This is a genomic window from Streptomyces durbertensis, assembly GCF_014156695.1.
Taxonomy (GTDB): Bacteria; Actinomycetota; Actinomycetes; order Streptomycetales; family Streptomycetaceae; genus Streptomyces; species Streptomyces durbertensis.
In genome coordinates this window covers 1-5,660 of the sequence record NZ_WMLF01000353.1, presented here as the reverse complement: position 1 = coordinate 5,660, position 5,660 = coordinate 1, and the positions used below count along the sequence as shown (strand labels likewise).

General features: G+C 67.0%; 7 protein-coding genes. 2 read left to right on the top strand and 5 right to left on the bottom strand.

Going from position 1 to position 5,660, the window contains the following annotated elements; genetic code table 11:
• Positions 1-81 precede the first annotated feature (81 nt).
• From GL263_RS20060 to GL263_RS20040, 5 genes are all read right to left on the bottom strand, one after another.
• Positions 82-381 (bottom strand): DUF6087 family protein, encoded by a 300-nt coding sequence (locus GL263_RS20060; RefSeq protein ID WP_182857123.1) that lies wholly within the window; start codon positions 379-381, stop codon positions 82-84.
• A gap of 81 nt (positions 382-462) precedes the next feature.
• On the bottom strand, positions 463-1,626 hold the full coding sequence (gene tgmC, locus GL263_RS20055; RefSeq protein ID WP_182857122.1) for an ATP-grasp peptide maturase system methyltransferase: 1,164 nt from the start codon (positions 1,624-1,626) through the stop codon (positions 463-465).
• Positions 1,623-2,588: an ATP-grasp ribosomal peptide maturase gene (gene tgmB, locus GL263_RS20050; RefSeq protein WP_182857121.1), complete on the bottom strand. Its 966-nt coding sequence runs from the start codon at positions 2,586-2,588 to the stop codon at positions 1,623-1,625. Before tgmB ends, tgmC begins: the two co-directional genes overlap by 4 nt.
• Positions 2,588-2,872, bottom strand: a complete 285-nt coding sequence (gene tgmA / locus GL263_RS28515) for a putative ATP-grasp-modified RiPP (RefSeq protein WP_323379491.1) — start codon at positions 2,870-2,872, stop codon at positions 2,588-2,590. Before tgmA ends, tgmB begins: the two co-directional genes overlap by 1 nt.
• Positions 2,873-3,212: 340 nt before the next feature.
• Positions 3,213-3,626: an ATP-binding protein gene (locus GL263_RS20040; protein WP_182857120.1), complete on the bottom strand. Its 414-nt coding sequence runs from the start codon at positions 3,624-3,626 to the stop codon at positions 3,213-3,215.
• A 239-nt stretch (positions 3,627-3,865) separates the two neighbouring features.
• On the opposite strand from GL263_RS20040, the gene GL263_RS28510 reads away from it, so the two are divergent.
• Together GL263_RS28510 and GL263_RS20030 are read left to right on the top strand one after the other, a co-directional pair.
• Positions 3,866-5,116 carry an NsdA family TPR-like regulatory protein gene (locus tag GL263_RS28510; protein WP_228456685.1) on the top strand — a complete coding sequence of 417 codons (1,251 nt, stop codon included), beginning with the start codon at positions 3,866-3,868 and terminating at the stop codon, positions 5,114-5,116.
• A complete protein-coding gene (locus tag GL263_RS20030) occupies positions 5,107-5,628 on the top strand; it encodes a GNAT family N-acetyltransferase (protein WP_182857119.1) in 522 nt (173 codons plus the stop codon). The genes GL263_RS28510 and GL263_RS20030 overlap by 10 nt, the downstream gene beginning before the upstream one ends.
• Positions 5,629-5,660: the final 32 nt, after the last annotated feature.

Genomic DNA, 5,660 nt, shown 5'->3' with positions numbered 1-5,660 from the left:
GTCCACCTCACCGCCCCCTCTCCCCCGCCGCGGTGCGCTCCGCGCCAGGGGAACCACCCGGTCGGCCCAGCCCGGCGCCGGTCACGATCTCGGCTTGCGGTGCCGACCGGTGCCGGGCGCGAGCGGCCGCCCCGCCGCCTCCGGACCGGAAGCCGGCTGGCCGGCGGCCTCCGGGTACAGGATCCGCTTGGCCTCCGCGAGGTTCGCGGCGAGCACATGGAACTCCCAGCCGTGCCCGTTCCACCGCTCGACGAGACGCGGAGCGTCAGGACTGACATGCGACGCCCGGGGCCCACCGCCCGGAACGATCGGCACGACCCGAAGCCGCCCGATCCTCGCGTCCCGCCGCGCAACCCACTCCGACAACGACTCGTCGTCCATCCTGCCGTCCTCACCTCAGGGGGTGGCTCTCTCGGGAGAGTAGCCGCCCCCGCAAGACGCGGGGGCGGCTCGAGCGCTTGGTCACACGAGACGGTGTCTCCAGTGGAGCGTCGGTGAGCCGTCGATCGAATACGTGTGAGCCTGATTGGTGACGTGGAGCCGTACGGTGTCGATGTCGGGGCTTCCGCTGTCCCTCCAGGCGATGAGGGCCCGCTCGACGCTGTCCCACAGCCCTACGGGGCCGCCCTGGCGCACCGCCCAGCCGTCGCCCTCGGGCAGGAACTCGGCGAAGGACTCACGCTCCGGATCAAAGAGGTACATGAGCGGGTCACCGTCACTCGTCGTAGCGCGCACGAGCTGCGCGCCGGGAGCGGCGAGCTGGGCGAGGAAGGCGGGCATCCACTCCTCCAGCAGCAGGGGCGAAACCCTCGTCGTGCGCTCGTGGTCGGCGTACGCGGTGCGGGCGGACAGGTCGCCTGCCACCGGGGCGGTGGCCTGTGAGCGGGCCTGCATGAAGGAGGAGCGGCCGATGACGTGACCTTCGGCGGTGCCGTCCTCCTTCACGGTGACTCGTGCGAGGCCGGTGCCGTAAGGCCAGGAACCGAGCGTGGCGAGGATGACACCGCCGGGTTTCGTCTGCCGAACCCAGGTGTGCGGGATACGGCGAACAGCACAGGTAGCGATGATTCGGTCGTATGGCGCTCTGCGCGGATGCCCGAGGAGTCCGTCGCCGGTCACGGTCCACGTCGAGAACCCGACTTCTTCGAGCGCAGCATCCGCGCGAGCCGCCACCTGGGGGTCGACCTCGACTGTGGTCACGTTGTCTTCGCCAAGGTAGTGGCACATGAGGGCGGTGGAGTAGCCGGTGCCTGTGCCGATCTCCAGAACACTGTGGCCGACTTCGAGGTCGAGACTTTCGACCATGCTGACGACAGTGGTCGGATCCGTCGATGATGACGTAGGTACACCGGAGACGGGCTCCCGACACTTGTCAGCGGTGAGGTGGCCGTCGAGTTGGGTGGTGAGGGTGTCCGGCGTGTAGGCGAGCATCAGCCATTCCTCCGGTTCGGGACCGAGAGCGGTGACCGGGCGCCAGACTCTTCCCCCGTCGATGAACACGCCGGGCTTGAGGAACTGCTCGCGCGGTACGGCCTCCACGGCTGCGCGGAGCCAAGGGGTCCTGAGGGCTCCCTTGCTCGCCAGCAGATCGGCCAGGCGGCGACGCTGGGACTCGGAGGTGTTCATCGGCTGTCTCCATGCATGAGTAGTTCGGCGAAGGCGGCGGACATCTCAAGGCCGGTCTTCGGCTCCAGCCAGCCCCATTGGCCGTTCGGGTTCAGCTCAAGCCACCAGTAGTTGCCGGCCCGGTCCACCGCCAGGTCGAAGCTTCCAGACGCCAACCCGAAGTAGTCCAGATAGGCGAGGAGTGCCGCTTCCAATCGATCGGGCAGCTTCACCACGGTGTATGAGAGAGCGGAGTAGTCCTTGCGCCAGTCCAGTAGGTCGGAGTCGATGCGTACCGCGAACACCTCCCGCCCCACGATGAGAACCCGGACGTCGGCGCTCTTGTCCACGCGGGCCTGGAAGAGGTGCGGCGTGACACACACACTGTCGTCGATCTCGTCGGCGGTGACCGGATCCGCCCAGCCCGTCACAAGTACGCCGTCCCTCTCGTACGGCGTCCAGCGAAGCGTCTTGTAGATGACCTGCTCGTGTGAGGACGTGAAGTCACGGGCTTCGTCCGCGCTGTTCGTCACGAGAGTCGGCGGCACAGCAAAGCCAAGCTGCTGGGCGACCGCGAGTTGAGTCGGCTTGTAGTCGGCTGCGGCGTTCCGGAGCGGATGGTTGACCCACAACGGCCCTCCGAGGGCGTAGAGAGTGCCCCCGAGCCCGTAGCGCACCTGCGCGGACGCGAACCGGGCGTCGTCACATCGCAGGTGTGGGAAGGCGGGCCACTCGGGGCGGCGCCAGTACACGGACCGTACGTTGGTCAGGTCCACGGTTCTCGACGTGGTGCGCATCTGCCCGACCACCGGGGCCGGGCAGATGCCGAACCGAGCCGAGACCGTCAGATCCGCGCCGATATCGGCGGGGTTGAATCTGACCACCGGCACACGTCGCCGGTTAAGCGCGGTGATCACCATGTCGGCGGTGATGTCGTCCGCCTCGGTGACCACCAGAACCGGCCTCTCCTCGGTCGCGACCATCAGTCCTGCTGGCTGTCCTGGTCGTGACCCTGGTCGTTCTTGGAGTCCGAGTTGGTGACTGTGGAGGTCTCGGTTCCGGAGAGGGTTCCGTGCTTGCCCATCTCGACCACCTCACCGAGGCTGTCGCGGAACACTCCAAGCTGCGTGCGCGGATCGACTGACACCGTGGCGTGCAGACGCAGAGTGGTCGTCGGATACGGCGCAAGCCGTCCAACGCCCCAGGGGCGAACCGCGACGAGCTGCCTCTGGGCCTCTGTTGTGGTCGTCTGTACGTTCTTGATCACCGGTGTTACTTCCTTCCTGGTTATGGAGCCTGACCTCGGACGGGTCAGGTGTTACCCCGCCGGACGGCGGGAGTCGGGTGGGATGAGACCGCTGGACGCGGCTCAGCAGTTTCGACTTCGCGGAGTCGGTTCAGAGGCGCGTCGCCCTGCCAGCGGCGTAGGGCGACGAGGAATCGCTGGAGCGTGTGCACATCGGGCGTGGTGTGCGCGGCGAAGCCAGGCACCGACAGATGGCGCTCTGGCGTTCCCCGACCAGTCCGCCTCACTGGCAGGGGTAGCAACACCCTGCCGTGGACTGTCACAACAACGAGCGTTCGACGCGTTTCCGTGCTGCGGTTCTTCACGCATGGTCCTCGACGACTTCGGCCCAGACGACCTTGCCCCAGCGCCGGTGGTCCACTCCCCAGCAGCTGGCCACCGCCTCAACCAACAGGAGACCTCGCCCTGCCTCTGCGTCGCAGGCCGGACGCCTTACTCGCGCATCCGTCTGTGACTTGTCCGATACCGCCACCCGCACGCGCCCGTGTTCCACCAGCGTCACGCCGATACGCAGCGAGTGCCCACCGGCATGCTGAACCGCGTTGGCGACCAGCTCCGTCGCGATCAGAGTGGACGTGTCTTCGAGTGCGGCCTGTCCCCAAGCCGTCAGCGCCCTGCGCACCAACTGCCGTGCGAGCCGCACGGACGCTGCTTCGCGGGGAAGCGTCTCGCTGTAGACGGGAACGTCCGCCGCCGAGCGTCTGGTCGCAGTCATGGTCAAGTAGGTCTTCCTTTCGGGAGATGTGGTGTCTGGTGCTGCTGCCGTCACGATGCGATGAGGACGACATGCCGGCTTCCCGACGTCGCACGGCCTCGTGCTGTGACGTGGCAGGGAAAGTCCACCGCGAGCGCCATGCGCGCGACAGGCGATATTCACAGACGCCGAGTGCGTGACCCCGGTGACTTTTACCTTTGGGGTGTTGTCTCCGAAGGCGCCGCCGTTACCGTTCGGTTGTGGGAGAGAACCGCGAGCTCGCAAGAGCGATGGCAGATCGTCAGATGGGACAGGCCGAGCTGGCGCGGCGGATCAACGCGGAGATCGAAGCACTGACTGGCAAACCCGGGCGTGTCCTTGACCGAGACATCCGGCGATGGCTGAGCGGTGAGACCCGTTGGCCACACGCCAAGCAACGGTTGTGTGTCGAGTACGTGTTCGGCCGTTCGGCGATCGACTTAGGTTTTGTCCCTCGATCGAAGAAGGCCGCACAAGCACTCCCGGAGGATCCAGTGCATCGTCGCACTTTCATCTCCGTCGCTGCCGGGACCGCCGCAGCGGTAGCCGGTCAGGTTTCTGGTCAGCGGCTGGGCCACGCGGATGTGGAGCACTTCCAGGCCGAGTACACCGCCATAGTCAGCAAGGACCAGGCGATGGGCGGCTCCAGATCCGTGGAGGACGGGGCGACACAGCTGGCGTTGCGGATCAAGTCCGCACTGGCAGCGGGGAGCTCCTCCTCCCGCGTGCGGTCGAAGTTGTACTGCCTCGTAGCGCACGTCACCTGCTCAGCAGCATTCGCAGCGATCGACGCCCGCGCTCGTAGACGGGCTCGCGACCACTTGGACGCGGCGGTCACCTACGCCGGACTATCTGGTGACAGCGACACTCAGTTCCACGTATGGAACCATCTCGCCCTGGTCGCCGGTCAGCGGAACGACTTCGCCGAGGTTGCTGCCGCAGCCGACGCCGCCAGAGCCCAGCGGATTGCCAGAACGGACCCGCTGTACGCATCGCTGGCCCATATGCGCAGGGCGAGCGCCTACGCCCAGAGTCGAGATCGAAGTGCGGCGCTGAGGGCGCTTGGCTCTGCCGAACGTTCTTTCGGTCGCCACGACCGGGTGGAGCGCCCACCCTGGATCAGGTTCTACGACGGGGCCGAGTTCGACGGGCTGTCCTCGATCGTCTGGCTCCACCTGGGCCGCCCTGACCGGGCGGAATACCATCTGCATCGAGCAATTGGCCGCCTGCGCCCGGACCTCGTCCGCAATCAGGCCTACTACACCGCCCACCTGGCGCTGGCGCAGGCAAGGCAGGGAGAGCTGGAACTGGCCGGCGCTACCGGCGAACGATCGGCGGATCTGCTCACCAAGGCACGCGGATCGAGACGAACCACGGACGCTCTGGCCGACGTGCGGGGAATCTTGGCGTCATCCGGATCAAGAGAGCCCGGTGTACGGGCCTGGGTCGAGAGGGCAGAGGCATGGAGCTGAGGATGTACACGCGGGAGGATGCCGCGGGCGTTCGGGAGATGCTGCTCGACATGCATGAGAGCGTCCATGACGGTGGGAGCGACCGCTTCCGGGCGCGGGAGCGGTTCGCCTGGTTCGTGGATCGGTGGAGTGGGAAGGAGTCGTGGTCCTGCGTCATCGGCTTTGACGAGGGCGAGCCCGCCGGCTTCGCCTACGGTGCGGCGTTCGGGCGTGGCGGCTGGTGGAAGGGGTCGGAGCGTCCCGCGTCGATCCCGCCGATGGAGTCGGTGTTCGCGTTGTCCGAACTCCTCGTCGTGGAGAAGTGGCGGAAGACCGGGCTGTCCGACGCGCTCCACGAGGCGCTTGTCGACAGTCGTGGCGACGATGTGGCCACCCTGCTCGTGGATGTGACGCACCCGAAGGTGCTGGCTCTGTACGAGTCGTGGGGGTACACGAAGGTGGACGAGCAGAAGCCGTTCGAGGACTCGCCTGTGTTCGCGGTCATGGTGAAGCGGCTTGTCGGGCTGCCGTGAGGGGTGAACGTGTTGGAGGGTGGGGGTATGGC

Coding starts and splice junctions, on each gene's coding strand:
- GL263_RS20030 (WP_182857119.1), top strand. CDS start 5,107: ATGGAGCTGAGGATGTACACGCGGGAGGATGCCGCGGGCGTTCGGGAG.
- tgmB (WP_182857121.1), bottom strand. CDS start 2,588: ATGGTCGCGACCGAGGAGAGGCCGGTTCTGGTGGTCACCGAGGCGGAC.
- GL263_RS20060 (WP_182857123.1), bottom strand. CDS start 381: ATGGACGACGAGTCGTTGTCGGAGTGGGTTGCGCGGCGGGACGCGAGG.
- GL263_RS20040 (WP_182857120.1), bottom strand. CDS start 3,626: ATGACTGCGACCAGACGCTCGGCGGCGGACGTTCCCGTCTACAGCGAG.
- tgmC (WP_182857122.1), bottom strand. CDS start 1,626: ATGAACACCTCCGAGTCCCAGCGTCGCCGCCTGGCCGATCTGCTGGCG.